This is a genomic window from Aliiruegeria haliotis, assembly GCF_003003255.1.
GTDB classification, from domain to species: Bacteria; Pseudomonadota; Alphaproteobacteria; order Rhodobacterales; family Rhodobacteraceae; genus Tropicimonas; species Tropicimonas haliotis.
Genome location: NZ_PVTD01000001.1, coordinates 260,001 through 277,958, shown reverse-complemented (window position 1 = coordinate 277,958; position 17,958 = coordinate 260,001). Strand labels below are relative to the sequence as shown.

General features: G+C 65.3%; 17 protein-coding genes. 8 read left to right on the top strand and 9 right to left on the bottom strand.

Going from position 1 to position 17,958, the window contains the following annotated elements; translation table 11 throughout:
• Positions 1 to 24: 24 nt before the first annotated feature.
• On the bottom strand, positions 25 to 1,110 hold the full coding sequence (locus CLV78_RS01220; RefSeq protein WP_106202952.1) for a polyamine ABC transporter substrate-binding protein: 1,086 nt from the start codon (positions 1,108 to 1,110) through the stop codon (positions 25 to 27).
• A 183-nt stretch (positions 1,111 to 1,293) separates the two neighbouring features.
• Here CLV78_RS01220 and CLV78_RS01215 point away from each other — a divergent pair, with 183 nt between their 5' ends.
• The 3 genes from CLV78_RS01215 to CLV78_RS01205 all read left to right on the top strand — a co-directional run bounded on the left by CLV78_RS01215 (position 1,294) and on the right by CLV78_RS01205 (position 4,855).
• A complete protein-coding gene (locus tag CLV78_RS01215) occupies positions 1,294 to 1,962 on the top strand; it encodes a GntR family transcriptional regulator (RefSeq protein WP_245924801.1) in 669 nt (222 codons plus the stop codon).
• A 101-nt stretch (positions 1,963 to 2,063) separates the two neighbouring features.
• Positions 2,064 to 3,434: a glutamine synthetase family protein gene (locus CLV78_RS01210; protein ID WP_106202951.1), complete on the top strand. Its 1,371-nt coding sequence runs from the start codon at positions 2,064 to 2,066 to the stop codon at positions 3,432 to 3,434.
• Positions 3,435 to 3,463: 29 nt separating this feature from the next.
• Complete coding sequence (locus CLV78_RS01205) at positions 3,464 to 4,855, top strand: aspartate aminotransferase family protein (protein WP_106203705.1); 1,392 nt, start codon at positions 3,464 to 3,466, stop codon at positions 4,853 to 4,855.
• Between the two features lie 248 nt (positions 4,856 to 5,103).
• Here CLV78_RS01205 and CLV78_RS01200 read toward each other — a convergent pair whose 3' ends face one another.
• Positions 5,104 to 6,270, bottom strand: coding sequence for a WD40/YVTN/BNR-like repeat-containing protein (locus tag CLV78_RS01200; protein ID WP_106202950.1), 1,167 nt, complete (start codon positions 6,268 to 6,270; stop codon positions 5,104 to 5,106).
• Between the two features lie 107 nt (positions 6,271 to 6,377).
• On the opposite strand from CLV78_RS01200, the gene CLV78_RS01195 reads away from it, so the two are divergent.
• Positions 6,378 to 7,691, top strand: a complete 1,314-nt coding sequence (locus CLV78_RS01195) for an NAD(P)/FAD-dependent oxidoreductase (protein ID WP_106202949.1) — start codon at positions 6,378 to 6,380, stop codon at positions 7,689 to 7,691.
• Positions 7,692 to 7,755: 64 nt separating this feature from the next.
• Positions 7,756 to 8,742 carry a Gfo/Idh/MocA family protein gene (locus CLV78_RS01190; protein WP_106202948.1) on the top strand — a complete coding sequence of 329 codons (987 nt, stop codon included), beginning with the start codon at positions 7,756 to 7,758 and terminating at the stop codon, positions 8,740 to 8,742.
• Positions 8,743 to 8,784: 42 nt separating this feature from the next.
• Here the strand turns inward: CLV78_RS01190 and CLV78_RS01185 are convergent, their stop codons facing one another.
• The 3 genes from CLV78_RS01185 to CLV78_RS01175 all read right to left on the bottom strand — a co-directional run bounded on the left by CLV78_RS01185 (position 8,785) and on the right by CLV78_RS01175 (position 10,573).
• The gene (locus tag CLV78_RS01185; protein WP_158263395.1) at positions 8,785 to 9,636 is read right to left on the bottom strand and encodes a MipA/OmpV family protein; all 852 of its coding nucleotides are present in this window, start codon (positions 9,634 to 9,636) and stop codon (positions 8,785 to 8,787) included.
• Between the two features lie 126 nt (positions 9,637 to 9,762).
• Positions 9,763 to 10,179 (bottom strand): c-type cytochrome, encoded by a 417-nt coding sequence (locus CLV78_RS01180; protein ID WP_106202946.1) that lies wholly within the window; start codon positions 10,177 to 10,179, stop codon positions 9,763 to 9,765.
• 1 nt (position 10,180) lies between these two features.
• On the bottom strand, positions 10,181 to 10,573 hold the full coding sequence (locus tag CLV78_RS01175; RefSeq protein WP_106202945.1) for a c-type cytochrome: 393 nt from the start codon (positions 10,571 to 10,573) through the stop codon (positions 10,181 to 10,183).
• Positions 10,574 to 10,701: 128 nt separating this feature from the next.
• Between CLV78_RS01175 and CLV78_RS01170 the strand changes: the two genes are divergently transcribed.
• Both CLV78_RS01170 and CLV78_RS01165 read left to right on the top strand, forming a co-directional pair.
• A complete protein-coding gene (locus CLV78_RS01170; protein ID WP_106202944.1) occupies positions 10,702 to 11,142 on the top strand; it encodes a DMT family transporter in 441 nt (146 codons plus the stop codon).
• 135 nt (positions 11,143 to 11,277) lie between these two features.
• Positions 11,278 to 12,072: a phosphotransferase gene (locus tag CLV78_RS01165; RefSeq protein ID WP_146136616.1), complete on the top strand. Its 795-nt coding sequence runs from the start codon at positions 11,278 to 11,280 to the stop codon at positions 12,070 to 12,072.
• On the opposite strand, the gene CLV78_RS01160 is transcribed toward CLV78_RS01165, so the two are convergent.
• Positions 12,060 to 12,746 carry an ABC transporter ATP-binding protein gene (locus tag CLV78_RS01160; protein WP_106202942.1) on the bottom strand — a complete coding sequence of 229 codons (687 nt, stop codon included), beginning with the start codon at positions 12,744 to 12,746 and terminating at the stop codon, positions 12,060 to 12,062. The two genes, CLV78_RS01165 and CLV78_RS01160, sit on opposite strands and share 13 nt — an antisense overlap.
• Entirely contained in the window at positions 12,739 to 14,025 is a 1,287-nt protein-coding gene (locus CLV78_RS01155; protein ID WP_106202941.1) for a lipoprotein-releasing ABC transporter permease subunit, read from the bottom strand. Before CLV78_RS01155 ends, CLV78_RS01160 begins: the two co-directional genes overlap by 8 nt.
• Positions 14,026 to 14,611: 586 nt before the next feature.
• Between CLV78_RS01155 and CLV78_RS01150 the strand changes: the two genes are divergently transcribed.
• Entirely contained in the window at positions 14,612 to 15,433 is an 822-nt protein-coding gene (locus tag CLV78_RS01150; protein ID WP_106202940.1) for a TolB family protein, read from the top strand.
• Between the two features lie 70 nt (positions 15,434 to 15,503).
• Here the strand turns inward: CLV78_RS01150 and CLV78_RS01145 are convergent, their stop codons facing one another.
• Together CLV78_RS01145 and proS are read right to left on the bottom strand one after the other, a co-directional pair.
• The gene (locus CLV78_RS01145; protein WP_146136615.1) at positions 15,504 to 16,211 is read right to left on the bottom strand and encodes a hypothetical protein; all 708 of its coding nucleotides are present in this window, start codon (positions 16,209 to 16,211) and stop codon (positions 15,504 to 15,506) included.
• Positions 16,212 to 16,500: 289 nt separating this feature from the next.
• Entirely contained in the window at positions 16,501 to 17,841 is a 1,341-nt protein-coding gene (proS, locus tag CLV78_RS01140; protein ID WP_106202938.1) for a proline--tRNA ligase, read from the bottom strand.
• Positions 17,842 to 17,958: the final 117 nt, after the last annotated feature.

Sequence of the window (17,958 nt, the reverse complement as noted above, 5' to 3'; positions counted from 1 at the left end):
GGCGCGGGGCGCTGGTAGTCGGGATCAGGTGCCCGACTTGATCTTGGTCCACAGGCGGGTGACGACGCGCTGGACCTTCGGCGGGTAGGGCCGCGTCGTGTAGAGGTTCTGCAACGTCGCCTCATCCGGGTAGATCGCCGTATCGCCGATCACGTCCTCGACCAGAAACTCCTGCGATGCCTTGTTGCCGTTGGCGTAATAGACGTAGTTCGACGCCGCCGCCATGTTCTCCGCATCCATGATGAAGTTCAGGAAGGCATGGGCCGCGTCGGGGTTCGGAGCGTCGGCCGGAATTGCCATCTGGTCGAACCACATCTGCGCCCCTTCCTTGGGCGCGTGGTAGGCGATCTCCACACCGTTGTCGGCCTCGTCGGCGCGATCGCGCGCCTGAAGGATGTCCCCGGACCAGCCGACGGCCACGCAGATATCGCCATTGGCCAGCGCGTTGATGTATTCGGAGCTGTGGAACTTGGCGATATGGGGGCGGATCGCCATGTAGACTTCGCCGGCCTTGGCGATCAGGTCGGTGTCGAAGGTGTCAGGATCCTCGCCGATGTAGTTCAGAGCCGCCGGGATCATCTCGTCGGAGGCATCTAGGAAATAGACACCGCACTCGGCCAGCTTCTCGATATTGGCCGGGTCGAAGACCAGCGACCAGGAGTCGATCGGGGCATCCTCCCCAAGCACTTCCTGCACCTTGGCGACGTTCACGCCGATGCCCGTGGTGCCCCACATGTAGTTGATGGAGTATTCGTTGCCCGGGTCGTATTGCTCTGTCCGGTCGGAGACGACGTCCCACATGTTGCCGATATTCGGCAGCTTGGACATGTCGAGTTTCTGGAACACGCCGGCCTGGATCTGGCGCTGCAGGAAGGTGCCCGACGGGACCACCACGTCGTAGCCCGAGCCCCCGGCCAGCAGCTTTGTCTCCAGCACGTCGTTGGAATCGAAAACGTCATAGGTCAGCTCGATCCCGGTCTCGCTCTCGAACTTCTCAAGCAGTTCCTCATCGATGTAGTCGGACCAGTTGTAGACGCGAACCTCGTCGGCCATCGCGGTGGTGGCGGCCACCGAAACCGAGAGCAGCAGCGTCGTAACGGAGTATTTCATTCGTAGTTCCCCTGTTGGTTGTCAGGCGGTGCCTGATCTTCGCCTCAGGTCGTGCCTGAGATTTTGTTTTGATCAAACGTTGCGATTCGATGCAAGCTTGCCCTAATCTGACCCGAATGCAAGCGAGTGCGAGACGCGCCTCCTGAGTGGCCGGATCACATCGATGAAGAAAAGGCACAGCCCGTGAACACGCAAGAGGGAAAGACGCCGGAGCACCAGGCAATCTACGAACGGCTGCGCGACATGGTCCTGTTCGGAGAGGTCGCCCCGGGGCAGCCGGTGACCATCATGGGGCTGCGCGATGCCATCGGCGCGGGCATGACCCCGGTGCGCGAGGCCTTGCGGCGGCTCACCGCCGAGGGTGCGCTCGCGGCATTGGGCAACCGCCGCATCATCGTCCCGGAACTGACCGCCAACCAACTGGAGGAAATACGCTTTTCCCGTCTTTCAATCGAACCGGAACTGGCCCGACGGGCTGCGGAGCGGGCCGATGACGCACTGATGGAAGACTTGCGCAGGCTCGACCGCGGCGTGGACGAAGCCATCGCGACCGGCAACATCCAGAGCTACCTCGAACAGAACTATCGCTTCCACTTCCGCCTCTATGCACAGGCCGACGCCGAAGTGTTGCAGACCATTGCCAACGGCCTCTGGATGCGAGTCGGGCCGTCGCTGCGGATCGTCTGCGGGCGGTTTGGAACCTCGAACCTCCCCGATCAGCATGGTGTTGCGATGGATGCCCTCGCCGAAGGCGATCCGATGAAAGTCTGTGCGGCGATAGAACAGGACATCAGCCAGGGGCTCGACCAGATTCGGATGGCGATGGAGGAAACTGCCAAAACGGTCAGTTGAGCGTGGTCGATTGACTCCCGTTGGAATTTGATCATAAATTCGCGCAACGCGTCCGGGCCCTGCCCCCTCGCCCCTCCCCACACCCGACGAGTGCCCGCATCATGCCACGATACACGACCAGCTGGATCAGCGATCTGCCCGAACCTTTCCTGGACTATCTCGGCGAACGCCGGCTGGAGGAGGTCGAGGCTATCATCCCCGACACCGTCGGCATGTCGCGTGGCAAGGCGATGCCGAGCCACAAGTTCAAGCCAGACGAAACCTTCTTCCTGCCGATCTCGCTCTTCTACCAGACCGTCTCCGGCGAATACGTCGACATGGAGATCGAGGACCAGTGGCTGGAGAAGGACGTGGTTCTGCGCCCGGACATGTCCACGGCCAGCGCGGCCCCCTGGGCGGACGATCCGACGCTTCAGGTCATCTGCGACATGGAAACCCGGGAGGGCGAACCGCTGGGCGTCTCGCCGCGCAACGTGCTCAAGCGTGTGCTCGGGCTCTATGCCGACAAGGGCTGGAAGCCCGTGGTGGCGCCGGAGCTGGAATTCTACCTCACCAAGCCCAACACCGACCCGAATGAACCGATCGAGCCACCGCTCGGCCGCACCGGCCGCAAGGGCGCATCCCGTCAGGCCTATTCCATGGTCGCGGTCGATGAATACGGCGACGTGATCGACACGATCTATGACTACGCAGAGGCACAGGGTCTGGAGATCGACACCGTCATCCAGGAAGGCGGTGCCGGGCAGATCGAGATCAACCTGCTGCATGGCGACCCCCTGAAGCAGGCCGATCACGTCTTCTACTTCAAACGCACCATCCGCGAAGCGGCGCTGAAGAACGGTGTTTTCGCGACCTTCATGGCCAAGCCGATGCGCGACGAGCCGGGCAGCGCCATGCACATCCACCAGAGCATTGTCGACACCGCCGGCCGCAACATCTTCTCCAAGGAGGACGGCAGCGAGACGGATGCCTTCCGGCATTTCATCGGCGGATCGCAACACTACCTGATGCACGTCGTTCCGATGCTGGCGCCCTATGTGAACTCCTTCCGCCGGTTCAACGCCGAGGGAATGAGCGCGCCCACGAACCTTGAATGGGGCATGGACAACCGCACGACCGGTCTTCGGGTGCCGAACTCCAAGCCGGGGGCACGGCGCGTCGAAAACCGCGTGATCGGCATCGACACCAACCCCTACCTTGCCATCGCCGCCAGCCTTGCCTGCGGCTACCTCGGCATGCTGAACCGGATCGAGCCGCGGGAAATCGCGCTGCACGAGGTCTACGAGAGCGAAAACAATCTGCCGCAGGGGCTCGCCGCCGCGCTGGAGCTTTTTGACGAGGAACATGAGCTGCGCGACGTGCTGGGACGAGAGTTCTGCCAACTCTACTCCGACATCAAGCACGCCGAACATGATGAATACAAACGGGAAATTTCCCCGTGGGAACGCCAGCACCTGCTGCTGAATGCCTGATGGCCCGCGCTGACGAAAGGATCGCGACAATGAACATGATCACCAACCACCCGCCCACCGCCGAGTTGCAGGCCATCGACGCCGCGCATCACATGCACCCGTTCACCGCCGGCGCCGAACTGGCGCAGAAGGGCGCGCGGATCATCAAGTCCGCGAAGGGCCTCACCCTGACCGACACCGAGGGCCACCAGATCCTCGACGCGATGGCGGGGCTGTGGTGTGTCAATATCGGCTATGGCTGGGACAGCATCGCCGACGTGGCCGCGCGCCAGATGAAGGAACTGCCCTACTACAACACCTTCTTCCAGACCTCCCACGTTCCCGTCATCGCGCTCAGCCAGAAGCTGGCAGAGATGGCGCCGGGCGACCTGAACCACGTGTTCTACGCCTCGGGCGGTTCGGATGCCAACGACACCAACGTGCGCCTTGTGCGGCACTACTGGGCGGCGAAGGGCAAGCCGGAGAAGAAGGTCATCATCAGCCGCGAAAATGCCTATCACGGCTCCACCATGGCCGGCGCCTCGCTTGGGGGAATGCAGCCAATGCACGCGCAGGGCGGATTGCCGATTGCCGATATCGTGCACATCGGCCAGCCGAACTGGTACGCCGAGGGCGGCGAGATGACGCCGGAGGAGTTCGGCCTCGCCCGAGCCCGGGAACTGGAGGCGAAGATCGCCGAACTGGGCGAGGACAAGGTTGCCGCCTTCATCGCCGAGCCGATCCAAGGCGCCGGCGGCGTGATCATTCCGCCTGCAACCTACTGGCCGGAGATCCAGCGCATCTGTGACGCGCACGAGATCCTGCTGATCGCCGACGAGGTGATCTGCGGGTTCGGCCGCACCGGCAAGATGTTCGGGTCGGAAACCTACGATATCCGGCCGCACATCATGACGGTCGCCAAGGGCCTTTCCTCCGGCTACGCGCCGATCGGCGCCTCCATCGTCTGTGACGAGGTTGCCAATACCGTCGCCGAGGCGGGCGATTTCAACCACGGCTACACCTATTCCGGCCACCCGGTGTCCTGCGCCGTGGCGCTGGAGAACCTGCGCATCCTCGAAGAGGAACAGATGGTCGAGAACGTGGCCTCCGTCACCGGCCCCTACCTCAAGGAGAAGTGGGAGCAACTGGCCGACCACCCGCTGATCGGCGAGGCGCAGATCCAGGGCTTCATGGCCTCTGTCGCCATGACCCCTGACAAGGCCGCCCGGGCACCCTTTGCCGCCGACAAGGGCACCGTGGGGCTGATTTGCCGGGGTCACTGCTTCGACAACAACCTGATCATGCGCCATGTCGGTGACCGGATGATCATCGCGCCTCCGCTGCTGATGACCCGGGCGGACGTCGACAGCCTGATGGACCGGGCGGTGAAAGCGCTCGACCTGACGCTGGCGGAGATCAGGGACAAGGGTCTCTACGCGTAATGCGACGTGCTGCCCCGGCCCGTGCGGGCAGCATATCCCACGACAGCGCGTCGCCCGGAGGTTCGACCGGGCGGCCCGCGAGATACGATGCAGGCGTCGGCATCCTGCCAGCCCTTCCCTGCCCGCGATTGGCTCAGCAAGGGCGCGAGAGCCTTGGCCACAGCCGCGCTGCCGGTCCGCGCGGCATCAGCCCCGCACAGCTAACCCGCAGCGCGAACGCGCGCCCGCCCGGTGACATTCGGCCCGCATCACGCCTGACCCAGAACCTCTACGCTCAGGATCGTCGGCAGGTGTTGCGCGGCGGGTTCCCAGCTTTCCCCCTCGTCGGCACTGGCAAAGACGGTGCCGCTGTTGGTGCCGAAATAAACGCCGACCGGGTCCTGCCGGTCGGTCGCCATCGCTTGGCGCAGCACGGTGAAGTAGCAATCCGACACCGGCAATCCCGACTGCTTCTTCTCCCATGTCCCGCCGCCATCGCGCGACCGCCATACGGCCGCCGAGGCGTCGGGCGGAAAACGTCCGACGGAATCGCCATTGAGCGGCAGGGTCCAGATCGTCTTCGGGTCGCGGGGATGCACGGCAATCGGGAAGCCGAACGTGGAGGGCAGCCCCTCTGTCACGTCGTCCCAGCTACGTCCGCCGTCGGTGCTGCGGAACACCCCGTGGTGGTTCTGCTGGTAGAGCAGATCGCCACCGCCCGGCGCAAGCACCATGTTGTGCACGCATTGCCCGACCTCGCCGTCCTCGGCCAGCGGATCGTGACCGGGATGGGGCGCGTGGGCCTCGGCGATCTCGACGTTGGACAGGCGGTTGCGCCGGTCCCAGCTCGCCCCGCCATCTTCGGTTGCAAAGACCCCGGCCGCCGAGATCCCGACCCAGAGTTTCGCCGGATCGGCGGGATCGGAGACGATCGTGTGCAACACGAGGCCAGCCGCGCCGGGATTCCAGCCGGGCCGCGAATCGTGCCCGTTCAGGGCCTCTACCGACGCGAAACTCAGCCCGCCATCCTCGCTGCTGTAGAGCCCGGCCGGTTTGACCCCGGCGTGCAACGTGCCGTGGGACAGCCCGAGCGACCAGATGGTCTCCACCGCGCCGGTGAAGGGCGCTTCGGGCTCGGGCTCCATGCCAAAGAGCTTTGCCTCCTCCGGATTGTCGACGATCCAGCCATTGCGCTGGCCATTGGCGAGCTTGGTGAGCTCCCAGCTCTCCCCCAGATCCGAAGACCGCCAGACGCCCGCGCCCTCCCACTCGCCGCCACCCGCGGCCCAGATCATGCCCGTGTCGGGATCGCCGATCACATGATTGATCGACCAGCCGTCGCAGAAAGGCCCGCGCACCTTCCAGCCCGTCCGGCCGTCCGCCGCACCGACCAGAAACACGCCCTTGGTGGTTCCCACCAGCACCGTCGTGGTCATGTCACTCTCTCCTGTTCACGCGGGGGAAAGATAGCACAGCCGAACGGCATTCCCTAAAACCGGCCCAGCACAGTTGCAGCGCCAATGGCGTCCACGGAGTCCCAGCCATGTCCAAAGGTCTCGACCTGCTCACCGCAAATGACACGCCCGGCGAGTACCCGCATTCCTACTACGCGGCAGCGGCCAGGCCCCTGCCCCCCTTTCCGGAGGCCCGCGGGGCCATGGCCGCCGATGTCTGTGTGATCGGCGCCGGGTTCACCGGCCTGTCGACGGCGCTTCACCTGGCGCAGCGCGGCTACTCCGTCATCCTGCTGGAGGCGCAACGCGTCGGGTTCGGCGCCTCTGGGCGCAATGGCGGGCAAGCCGGCATGGGACAGCGCGTGGAGCAGGACGAGCTTGAGGCGACGCTGGGCAAGGACCACGCGCGCAAGCTCTGGGACATCGCGGCGCAATCCGTGCAACTGGTGCGGGACCTCTCCCGCGATCCGTCCATGGATTGCACCTTCCACGACGGCATCATCCATGCCGACCACCGCGCCCGCTATGTCCCCCACAGCCTCGACTACGCGAAAAAGCTTCAGGACGAGTACGGCTACGACAAGATCCGCGGCATCGAGCGGGACGAGATCCGGGACCTCGTGGGCTCGCCGGCCTATCATGGCGGCACCATAGACATGGGCGCGGGCCATATCGACCCGTTGCAATTCGCACTTGGGCTCGCGCGGATGGCGCAGGCGGCCGGGGTGCGGATCTTCGAAGGCTCCAAGGTGACGGAGATGCCCGAGGGCAGCCCGGCACTGGTCCGCACGGAGGCGGCAGAGATCACTGCGGGGCACGTGGTGCTGGCCTGCAACGGCTACCTCGGCGGGCTGAATTCGAAAGTCGCCGCGCGCGTCATGCCGATCAACAACTACATCGTGGCGACCGAGCCGATGGACCCGGACAGGCAGGAAAGCTTCATCCGGAACAACCACGCGGTCGCGGACAGCAAGTTCGTCGTCAACTACTTCCGCTTTTCGGACGATCACCGGCTGCTTTTTGGCGGGGCCGAGACATATGGCTACCGCTTCCCCTCCGACATACGCGCGCTTGTCACGAAGCCGATGTTGCAGATCTTTCCGCAGTTGAAAGGGGTCAGGCTCGACCATGCCTGGGGGGGCACGCTTGCGATCACCATGAACCGGATGCCGCATTTCGAGCGGCTGGCGGGCAATATCCTGAGCCTGTCGGGCTATTCCGGGCATGGGCTGGCGATGGCGACGCTCGCCGGGCAGATCGCGGCGGAGGCCATTTCCGGGCAGGCCGAACGGTTCGACGTGATGGCCTCTGTTCCCACGCCACGCTTCCCCGGCGGCACTGCGCTGCGCACGCCCTTGCTGGTGCTGGCGATGCTCTGGTACTCGATGCGCGACAGGCTGTGAGGGGCATGGCAGGGCCGAACGGACCGCGCTAGTCTCCCGCGAAACCCGAACCGAAGGAGACCCCATGTCAGACAGATCATCCAGCCCGCACACCGGCGCCGTCCGCTGGGGAATCCTCGGGTGCGGGGACGTGACGGAGGTCAAGAGCGGCCCGGGTCTGCAGAATGTCGACCGCTCCAGCATCGTCAATGTCATGCGGCGCGACGGTGCCAAAGCCGCCGATTATGCCGCCCGCCACAACGTGCCCCGCTCCACGGATGACGCCGATGCCCTGATCCACGATCCGGAGGTCAGCGCGGTCTATGTCGCGACGCCGCCCTCCTCCCATGCTGACTATGCTATCCGCGCCATGGAAGCCGGCAAGGACGTGTTGGTGGAGAAACCCATGGCGATGAACCCGGCCGAATGTGCCGCAATGGGGGACGCGGTCAAGCGCACCGGGCGGAAGCTGTCGGTCGCCTACTACCGCCGCGCCCTGCCACGGTTCGAGAAACTGCGGGAGATCGCAACGGATGGCACCATCGGCGATGTGCGGATGGTCGAGGTCCGGCATTTCCGCCCGACAGGGTCAGGCCCGGACCAGCCCTGGAAGATCGATCCCGCCATTGGCGGCGGCGGTCTGTTCACCGACATGCAATCCCATACGCTCGACTGGCTCGACCATGCCTTCGGTGCCCCGATTGGAGTCACCGGGCTGAAGAAGCAGCAGGGCGGCACCTACGAGGCGGAGGATCTGGTGAGCTACATCCTTGATTTCGGCGCCTTCCCGGCGGTCGGGCTCTGCGCCTATTCCACCGGACGAGACGAGGAGGTCGTGACGATCCACGGCAGCAAGGGCTCGGCCTCCATGGGCTTTTTCCGCCCCTGCGAGATCACCATCGACATGGCGGGCGAGACCCGCACGATCGAATTGCCAGACGAGCCCGCGTTCCATCACCTGTTGGTGGAAAAGGTGGTGGCACATTTCCTCGACGACGCGCCGAACCCCTGCGACGTGAGCGCGGGGAGCCGGACCAACGCGTTGCTGGAAAAGATCAGGTCAGGCATCTGAGGCGCCATTCCGGGGCGCCTGCCCAGGGCTGGGGGCCTCGGATCAGAATTGCAGGATGAGTTCCCGGGTGATGCCGATGCGCAGGCGGAACTGATCTTCCGTGCCGCGCTCCGTGATCGGAGAATTGGCCGCATCGTTCAGCATCCGATCACCGCGCAAGCCGGCCTCGATGCCCCAGAGGTCATTGAAACGGTAGCGGGCCGTCGCCTCGAACCCGGCGCCGAGGATACCGCCATCGGCCTTGAACCTGTCCATCCCGCTGGCAAGGGCTTCCTGGCTGTCCACGCTGAAGTAGGTGTCTGCAAATCCCTGCCCGCCCCAGGTCACACGCGGGCCGAGGCGCAATTCCCAGTTGTCGGTGGGATAGGCAATGCCGTCCATCCCGAACTCGCCGAAGAAGGAATTGTGGCCGAAGGTACCGTAGCGGGCGTCGGCGAATGCCTCGAAGTTTCGTTCGCGATAGACCACCCCAAGTCCCAGCTCCAGGCTGGCGTCGATGTCATCGAGCCCCTTGAGGTCCTCGTAATCGTCGGAATTGCGTGCCCCGATGAACCGGAGCGATCCGCGCAGGCCGAAGGCGCTCGGTGTCGAATTGCCGGACAGGCTGCCGTATTCACCCAGACCGCGCAGCCGCGCATAGTCGAACTTGATCGCGAAATCCGGCCGAACCTCGTATTCGTCGGAGCCGAAATACGCCGGACGTGTCTGCGCGCCCAAGCGAACATCATACCGCAGCACGAAATTGCTGTTCGGGTCGATCTGCGAAAGCGGTCGAGGCCCCTGATGCGACGACGCGGTCACGGCCTCCGCTGTCGGCACGTCCTGCGCGACAGCAGCAGTTGAGCAGGCCAACGCGAGAGAAATCGCGGCAAGGATGCGGATCGAGTAGGTCAAGGAGGTGTCCCCGAATCGGTGTTTCGCAAGCAGATACAATGATCGTAGACTCGCGGCGCTCCGTTTCAAGCTTTGTGCACAACATGCACTTGCTCTGTCATGTAATTGACACGTCGTGGGTTTCGCCTATCCACCCGTCCGCTGGATGGATTGCAGCCAGTGCAGGATTTCCAACACGGGACGACTCGCCATGACGGTGCCGGTATCGGTTTCGACCGGGACCACCTGCTGTCCGTCGAGAAAGGCGCCATAGATCGGCATCGGGCTTCCGTGGGACACCAACACATCCCGCCCATCGATCCGCCGCAGGATCCTGGCGGTCGGAAAGGTGCCCGCGTTGGCCTCCCGCAGCAGGCCAAGGTCGGGCGGCTTGACCGACAGGACCGTCGCTGTTGGCCCGTCTCCGCGCCCCTTTTCGCCATGGCAGGTTGCACAATAGCGAAAGAACAGAGCCTCTCCCGCCATCCCGTCGCTGCCCTGCCCCTGCGCCTGTCCGCCGAAGAGCGCCAGGCCACACAGCACCAAAATGCGACCGTATCTCATGTCAGCGGACCTGGACCGTTTTCAGCCACTCGGTGATCGACATGATCGGTTCGGTCGTGCTCACCGGTGTGCCATCGGGGCCATCGATGACCGCCGAAGGTCCGGCCAGCAATCCCCCGAACATGGGCATTGGCCCGCCATGCGCCGACAGCCCTGCCCGGCCATCGACCAGGTGGATCATCCGAACCGCGTCGAAGTCGCCACCGTTGCGGGCGGCATAGGTCGTCAGGTCCGGCACCTTGACCGACAGCAGCGCCGCCTTCGGCCCCCCGCCCTTTGCATCCACGCCATGGCAATCGGCGCAGGCATCAAGGAACGTTTCCCGCCCAAGCTCCACATCGGCCAGCGCCAGGCTTGGAACGAGTGTCAGGACCGCGAGTGCGAGTGGCTTCATGGCTGGCTCCCTTGCTGCCCCGATCCTCGCGCCGGACCGGGGGGACGTCGTTGATCTGGGTCATGCGGGCGGGTTGCCCCGGGAAACAGGATCTCGCAGGGTGGCGCTGCCGTAAAGAGGAGCCTCCGATGCCGAACCATGTCTATGCCGCGATCATGTTGATGGCGGGTGTGGGGATACCGATCCTCGCGGCGCTGAACGCGGCACTGGGCCAGCGTATGGGGTCACCTTCGGCGGCGGCCGTCATCCTGTTCTGCGTGGCGCTCTCGGTGGCGGTCGTGGCCTGCCTGCTCACCGGGCCACAAGCACTGGCGAAGGCCGCGGGCGCCCCCCCGTACCTGTTTCTCGCCGGCACGCTGGTCGCGTTCTACGTGCTGTCCGTCACCGCGATCGCGCCGCGTTTCGGTGTCGGAAACGCGGTGTTCTTCGTGTTGATCGGGCAGCTGATCTCCGCCGCTCTGATCGACCAGTTCGGGCTCTTCGGAGCGCCGGAAAAGACCATGACGCTGGCCCGTGGCGCCGGTCTCGCATTGATGGCGACGGGCGGGTTGCTGACCCAGAAAGGCTGAGCTTTGAGGATCGGCACGCACTTCGGGTTGGCACGGGCTGCCCGCGCCCACGTAAAGGCAGCAGCGCGGCGGCACACCTGCCTGAACGGTGCTCGGGTCGAGCGCTGCCTGCAAGCTCGTCCGAACCGCGTCGTCATGTCAGGAACTCTGAACGGGCGTGCAGTGGTGTTCAAGTGGATCACCGGAGAGGACGCCGCCGACCATGTCCGCGCCCAGCAGGAGGAGGCCGAAGCCCTCTTTCCCCGGATGGCGAACGGACCGTTCCGCGTGCCGGAGCCATTGGCGTTCCTGTCCGGCGAGGGCCTGTCGGTCATGGCGTTCGCGCCCGGTCGGCGGTTGTCGGATCTTGTCCGCAAGGCGGGTGCGGCGGAACGCGCTCGGTTGCTCGTGCTGGCCGGCGGCTGGCACCGCTGCCACACCGCGGAGCGGCGGCGAGGTGCGGCGTTCGGGGTTCGGTACTGGCTCCGGCAGCGAGAGGTGGCCCTGCCGAAGTTTGCGGACGGAACCGACCGGAAACTGGCGCGGGGCATTCAGCAAAAGCTGGAGGCGCTTGCACCCGCATTGCGAGGCGTCCCGATCACGCAGGCCCGCATCCACGGCGACCTGACGGCCCTGAACCTGCTGGTCGATGGCGATGTCATCTGCGGGGTGGACCTCCAAAGCCGCGCGTGGTGGCCATTGGCAAAGGATGCGGCGCGTTTCCTCGTGCAACTCACGGCCACCTGCCCGGCTGCCGATGGCCCCCGCTTGCATGGCATTGCACAGGCGGACATGGAGGCCTTCCGCGCCTCCGGCGTGCTGGAAGCGGAGCCCGCGCACCTGCTGCCCTGTTTCATCGGCATCGAACTCGCCGCCCGGTTGCAATCGCCGACGCTGGCCGCAGCGCCGCGCGCCCGCACGCAGGCGCTCGCCCGGGCCTATCTTTCCTGAACGATCCGCCCGGCGTCGAGCCGCACGACGCGGTCCATCCGCGCGGCCAGATCCATGTTGTGTGTCGCGATCAGCGCCGAGAGCCCGGTGTCCCGCACGAGCGCCATGAGCGCGCCGAACACCGTGTCCGAGGTCGCGGGGTCGAGGTTCCCGGTCGGCTCGTCGGCCAGCAGCAACGCCGGTTCATTGGCCAGCGCCCGGCAGAAGGCCACGCGCTGCTGCTCCCCACCCGAAAGCTGCGACGGCCGGTGGCCCGCACGTTCGGTCAGGCCGACGCTGGCAAGCAACTCCGCGGCGCGGGCCTCTGCGGCGGCCCGTGGCACGGCATTGGCAAGCTGCGGCAGAACGATGTTTTCGGCGGCGGTGAACTCCGGCAGAAGGTGGTGGAACTGGTAGACGAAACCGACCTCCCGCCGCCGTGCGGTGGTCCGTCCGGCGTCGCCCAGCCCGACCATCTCCCGCCCGGACAGCAGGACCTGCCCCGCGTCCGCCGTATCCAGCAGACCGGCGATATGCAGCAGCGTCGACTTCCCGGCGCCCGAGGGCGCGACCATCGCCACGACCTCTCCCGCCTTGACGCGCAGGTCCACGCCCGACAGCACCGAAACCGCCCCCGGCGTGCCCTTGTTGTAGGTCTTCTCGATCCCGCGAAGGTCCAGCACCACGTCACTCATAGCGCAGTGCCTCCACCGGGTTCATTCGCGCCGCACGCCGGGCGGGGAAGATCGTGACGATGAAGGAGAGGCCCAGCGACAGCACCACCGCCGACAGCACATCGGCGCCTTCGAGTTTCGCAGGCAGCGCATAGATACCGCGGATCGACGGATCCCAGACCCCGCCGCCGCCCACATAGTTCACGAAAGAGAAGATCGGATCGATGTAGATCGCGAAGAGGCACCCGAGGATCACCCCCGCGATCGTGCCCACCGTCCCCACCGACGCCCCGCAGATGAAGAACACGCGCATCACCGACCCTTCGGTCAGGCCCATCGTGCGCAGGATGCCGATATCCCTGCCCTTGTTCTTCACCAGCATGATCAGGCCGGAGATGATGTTCATCGCGGCGATCAGCACGAGGATCGACAGGATGACGAACATCACGTTGTCCTCCACTTCCAGCGCACGCAGAAAGGCGCCGGAGGCATCGCGCCAGGTCCAGACCAGCGCCCGGTCGCCGCCCGCGCTCAGGAGTTGCACGGCCAGATCGTCCACCTTGTCGGGTTCGGCGACCATGATCTCCAACTCGTCGGCCACGCCCTCGCGGTTGAAGTAGCTCTGTGCCTCCGTGAAGGGCAGGTAGACGCGGGTGCGGTCGATGTCATAGCGGCCAGCCTGAAAGACATAGGTGATCTCATAGACATTCACCCGCGGAGACGTGCCGAAGGCCGTCTTGACCCCGTCGGGAGAGATCAGCTTGATCCGGTCGCCCACGGTGGCGTTGAGCTGCTGGGCAACGCCCCAGCCAATCGCGATGCCGTCCTCGAAATATCCGATATCTCCGAGCGCCTTTTCCGGAGCGGCGATCCGGGGAATGGTCGCCAGGTCCTCCGCCGAGATGCCGAACACCTCGACCCCGGCATTGCGCCCCTGGAAGCTGGCCATCACCTGGCCCTTCACCAGCGGCGCGACCCGCGTCACGCCCGGCAGCGCGCGCACCCGCTCTGCCATGGCTGCATAGTCCTCGATCACCCGGCTGCTGTGCCCGGTCTCCGACACTTCCGTTGACTGGTAGAGCGTCACATGGGCGTTCGCGCCAAGGATCGTGTCGACGAATTCGGCGCGAAAGCCCGACCGCACCGCCAGCGTTGCGATCAGCGCGAAAACGGCGAGCGTGATCCCCACAAGGCTGATCCATGTCATCACCGACACGCCACCCTCGGCGCGGCGGGCACGCAGGTAACGCCAGGCGATCATCCATTCATACGCGGCAAAGGGCGGCGGGGTCTGGGCCAAGAAACTGCTCCGGTTTTGCAGCCTGCATGCCGGGGAACGGCGGGGCGGTCAACCGCCTGCAACCGGCTTGAGCCGGACCATTGGCGCGCCCGGCGCTGGCTTTGGTTCCAAATTGCGCGGGACGCGGCTGAAGCGGGTTCCATCCTGCGCCCCCTCCCCGCATGGTCGGCGGCCCAGCGATCGGAGCCCGGCGGAGCATTGCCCAGGGTGCGGCCCCCGACACCAACGAACAGCCGTTCGGGGACATCCGCCACCGCGCCTCGGGACCGGAGCCATCGCCGGGTCGCGGCGCGCTCCGGTCGCGGGCGCTCGGTAGTGCCACGACCTCGGCCCGAGGATCCCCAGTCAGGACGCGGCGGGCATTGGCCAGTATCGGACACCTGTATTCGGTCTCCCGTTGCTGCTCCATGCTGCTCCATGCTTCTCCCGATCCATGCGGAGTCTCCGGCCACCATCAACTCGTTGGCAGCAACGACACGGGGTTTCCGAGCCGTCACGGGGCACGGCCGGGAAACAGGCGGTTGGGCTTGGCGTTCCGCCCACGGCCCGCTAGCAGGGAGCGACAGATTTGCGCGAGGGACAGCCGATGATCACTGAAATCTGCCTGTACGATCTTGCAACGGGCAACGTCACGGTCGCACTACGCAGCCCGCGCCATCTGGAGGCACCGAACTGGATGCCGTCGGGCGATGCCCTGTTGGTCAATGGCGACGGCCTCCTCTACCGGCTGGAGCTTGCGACCAGCGCGCTGGAGCCGGTCGACACGGGCTTTGCGACGCGGCTCAACAACGATCATGGCATATCACCCTGCGGCAGCCGGCTGGCGATCAGCGACAAGACCGAAACCGGCGAGAGCTGCATCTACACCTTGCCCATCGGCGGCGGCACGCCGGAGCGGGTGACGCACAAGGTGCCCTCCTATTTCCACGGTTGGTCGCCGGATGGCGAATGGATCACCTACCCCGGCTTTCGCGGCGCCGAAGCGGAGATCTTCGTCTGCCCTGCCGACGGCGGGGCGGAGCGGCAGGTCACTTTCGGGTTCGACCATTGCGACGGCCCCGAATTCACGCCCGATGGCCGATGGATCTGGTTCAACGGGGAGCAGGACGGCGCCGTCGACCTGTGGCGAGTTCGACCTGAGGGCGGCACGCCGGAACGCATGACGTCGGACGCGCGCGTGAACTGGTTCCCGCACCCGTCGCCGGACGGTCGCCACGTGCTCTACCTCGCCTATGAACCGGGGACCGAGGGGCACCCGTCGGAGCGAAATGTCGAGCTTCGCCTGATGCCGGCACAGGGCGGCAAGCCGGTCGTGCTTCTGGAAATGTTCGGTGGGCAGGGAACGATCAACGTACCGTGCTGGTCTCCGGAGTCCGACCGTTTCGCCTTCGCGCGGTACGAGGTCTGACGACGGATTTCCTTCGCACGTCAGGCATCGCGCGACACGCAGTCAGGGTCGGCGGGCGGTGTTCGTTGCCTCAGGCCTTCCGACGCCGCGCGGCCAGAATGCCGATGGCGCCAAGCAGCAAAAGCCCGGCGCCGGGAACCGGAACCGGCGCAGGTGCCGCCGTGATCACCCGGATTTCGTCGATGTGGCCGCCTCTGGCCCCCATTGCGCCGATCGTGATCCGGGTTCCGGAGGCCGCCACGCTGAACCGGTCCTCATCCTCCGATCGCCGGCCCGTGCCCGCGGGAAGCGACGCCGGCACGAAGGTGTCAAAGGCCACCGCCAGCCCAAACACGCTGTCCGAGGCTGCCAGAAGCTGAGCGGAACCGTAGTTCGACACGATGATGCCGATGATCTCTCCGCCGAAGGTGAACGTGGCGCCGGAGGTCGACCCTGCCGCCCCGACAGGATCGTAGCGGATCAGGTCGCTGGCGTAGGTTCCCGCCGGCAGGTATTGCGGCGTCGGGCTCACTGTCGACAGGCCGGTCAGGCTGTCACCATGGGCGAAGTTCGACCCCAGAAGGTAGTCCACCCGAACCGAGTTGGATGCAACGGTGACGTTCTGCGCCTCGTCCCATCCCTGGACCCGCGTATCTTCCGTGATGCCGATCTGGAAATCCTGCCCCGCCGACGATCCAAGACCAACACCGTTGCCGAGTGCGCCGACGACGGACGCATCCGCCGTCCCCGCGGCAATTGTCAGTGCCATGGCAGCAGCAATTTCGCGGACGTGTCTCACCTTCTACTCCAACATCCAGAACAACCGGCTTCGCGAAAGTCTAGACCGCCGGGTACGCCCGGCGGAAGAAAAATGTTAACGATTTGGGCCGCCGAAACAATCTGTGCACAAATTCACACTATTGAAGACTTGCGGGAACACGCCGGACGAACACTCCCTTGAGACGGCACGGCGAACCCGGACAGGCATCGATGCGCAGGACGGGCGCCCCGGGACAGGCGCCTGCGCGGGCGCCCGCCGCGTGGCGTCAGCTCCGGTGTCGGGGGAATTGCAAGACCGTATGCCGGTGTCAGACGCTCGCGTAGATCTCTGCCACGCGCTCAACCGCCAGTTCCGGAGCCAGTTCCTCGCTCTCGCCGGTGCGGCGACAGGTCAGTTCCACCACACCGTTCTTGAGCCCGCGCGGACCGACGGTGATCCGCCAGGGCAGGCCGATCAGGTCCATGGTCGCGAACTTGCCGCCAGCGCGCTCGTTGCGATCGTCATAGAGCGGTTCCAGACCCTTTGCTGTCAACGCCTTGTAGAGGTCCTCGCTGGCCGCATCCGCTGCCGCATCGCCCTGCTTGAGGTTCACGATGCCGACATGGAAGGGTGTGACACCTTCCGGCCAGATGATGCCGTTCTCGTCGTGGTTAGCCTCGATCAGCGCGCCGAGAAGCCGCGAGACGCCAATGCCGTGCGAGCCCATGTGCACAGGCACCTTGTTGCCCTCGGCATCGGTGACGGTGGCGCCCATCGGCTCGGAATACTTGGTGCCGAAATAGAAAATCTGGCCAACCTCGATGCCACGGGCCTCGCGGCGGCGCTCCTCGGGCACCTGCGCCTCGAATGCGGCCTGGTCATGCGTATCGTCGGTGCGGGCATAGCGGGAGGTGAACTCCTCCAGCACACCCTGACACTGCTCCACGTCGTCGTAATCCACGTCACGGTTGCCGAACGTCAGGTCTGTGATCTCGCTGTCGTAGAAAACGCCGCTCTCGCCGGTTTCGGCCAGCACGAGGAACTCATGCGTGTTATCGCCGCCGATCGGACCGCTCTCGGCCCGCATCGGGATCGCCTGAAGGCCCATGCGCTCATAGGTCCGCAGGTAGCTGACCAGATGACGGTTGTAGGCGTGCAGCGCGGCCTCTTTCGTCAGGTCGAAGTTGTAGCCGTCCTTCATCAGGAACTCGCGGCCGCGCATGACGCCAAACCGCGGGCGGATCTCGTCACGGAACTTCCACTGGATCTGATAGATCGTCAGCGGCAGGTCCTTGTAGGACTTCACGTAGCTGCGGAAGGTGTCGGTGAACATCTCCTCGGCGGTCGGCGAATAGAGCATGTCGCGTCCGTGGCGATCCTGCATCCGCAGCATTTCTTCCCCGTAGCCGTCGAAACGGCCGGATTCGCGCCAGAGATCCGCCGATTGCAAGGTCGGCATCAGGACCGGGACGTGCCCGGCGCGGATCTGCTCCTGGTGGACGATGTCCTCGATCTTGCGCAGCACCTTGAAGCCGAGCGGCAGCCAGGCATAGATCCCGGCACTCATCTGTTTGATCATGCCAGCGCGCAGCATGAGGCGGTGGCTGACAATCTGGGCTTCCGCGGGCGTCTCCTTGAGGACGGGCAGAAAGTAACGGCTCAGGCGCATTGCGGATCTCTCGCTTCTGGAAACGCCCGCCGGTCTAGGCGATTGGCAGGGGTAGCACAAGACGCGGCGGAACAGCCCGGGCACACAAGGGCAGGAACGGCCCTTCGGCAACCGCCC

Bases quoted from the DNA above. Each gene is read 5' to 3' on its own strand.
- CLV78_RS01190 (WP_106202948.1), top strand. From the start codon at position 7,756: ATGTCAGACAGATCATCCAGCCCGCACACCGGCGCCGTCCGCTGGGGA.
- CLV78_RS01175 (WP_106202945.1), bottom strand. From the start codon at position 10,573: ATGAAGCCACTCGCACTCGCGGTCCTGACACTCGTTCCAAGCCTGGCG.
- CLV78_RS01170 (WP_106202944.1), top strand. From the start codon at position 10,702: ATGCCGAACCATGTCTATGCCGCGATCATGTTGATGGCGGGTGTGGGG.
- CLV78_RS01160 (WP_106202942.1), bottom strand. From the start codon at position 12,746: ATGAGTGACGTGGTGCTGGACCTTCGCGGGATCGAGAAGACCTACAAC.
- CLV78_RS01180 (WP_106202946.1), bottom strand. From the start codon at position 10,179: ATGAGATACGGTCGCATTTTGGTGCTGTGTGGCCTGGCGCTCTTCGGC.
- CLV78_RS01165 (WP_146136616.1), top strand. From the start codon at position 11,278: ATGTCAGGAACTCTGAACGGGCGTGCAGTGGTGTTCAAGTGGATCACC.
- CLV78_RS01220 (WP_106202952.1), bottom strand. From the start codon at position 1,110: ATGAAATACTCCGTTACGACGCTGCTGCTCTCGGTTTCGGTGGCCGCC.
- CLV78_RS01200 (WP_106202950.1), bottom strand. From the start codon at position 6,270: ATGACCACGACGGTGCTGGTGGGAACCACCAAGGGCGTGTTTCTGGTC.
- CLV78_RS01150 (WP_106202940.1), top strand. From the start codon at position 14,612: ATGATCACTGAAATCTGCCTGTACGATCTTGCAACGGGCAACGTCACG.
- CLV78_RS01195 (WP_106202949.1), top strand. From the start codon at position 6,378: ATGTCCAAAGGTCTCGACCTGCTCACCGCAAATGACACGCCCGGCGAG.
- CLV78_RS01205 (WP_106203705.1), top strand. From the start codon at position 3,464: ATGAACATGATCACCAACCACCCGCCCACCGCCGAGTTGCAGGCCATC.
- CLV78_RS01210 (WP_106202951.1), top strand. From the start codon at position 2,064: ATGCCACGATACACGACCAGCTGGATCAGCGATCTGCCCGAACCTTTC.
- proS (WP_106202938.1), bottom strand. From the start codon at position 17,841: ATGCGCCTGAGCCGTTACTTTCTGCCCGTCCTCAAGGAGACGCCCGCG.